General features: G+C 59.3%; 1 protein-coding gene. It reads right to left on the minus strand.

Going from position 1 to position 258, the window contains the following annotated elements; translation table 11 throughout:
* Window positions 1–222, minus strand: a 222-nt coding sequence (locus AAEY83_RS16535) for a hypothetical protein (protein WP_351060807.1), incomplete at its 3' end; no start/stop codon positions are given.
* Between the last annotated feature and the right edge of the window lie 36 nt (window positions 223–258).

Consider the following 258-nt stretch of genomic DNA (forward strand, 5'->3'; position numbering starts at 1 on the left):
GGGCAAAGTCGTCGCCGCGCGGTTGTCGACGACCACGTCATTGCCCTTGCCGGATTTATCCAGCCAGCGCACGACCTGATTTTGTCCCTCCAGCGTCATCGAGGCCGGATCATTGCCGTCCAGCCACAGCACCAGTCCGTCAGCCACCGGTCGTGGAATATTGGCGTTGGCGCCAGCGCTCAGCAGCAGCAAAACCAACAGCAAGCAGCGTGATCTGTTCATGAGTCGTCCCTAACGTGGATTTGCCCCGTTATTACG

Source organism: Psychrobacter sp. TB20-MNA-CIBAN-0197, from assembly GCF_040309765.1.
Lineage (GTDB): Bacteria > Pseudomonadota > Gammaproteobacteria > Pseudomonadales > Moraxellaceae > Psychrobacter > Psychrobacter submarinus.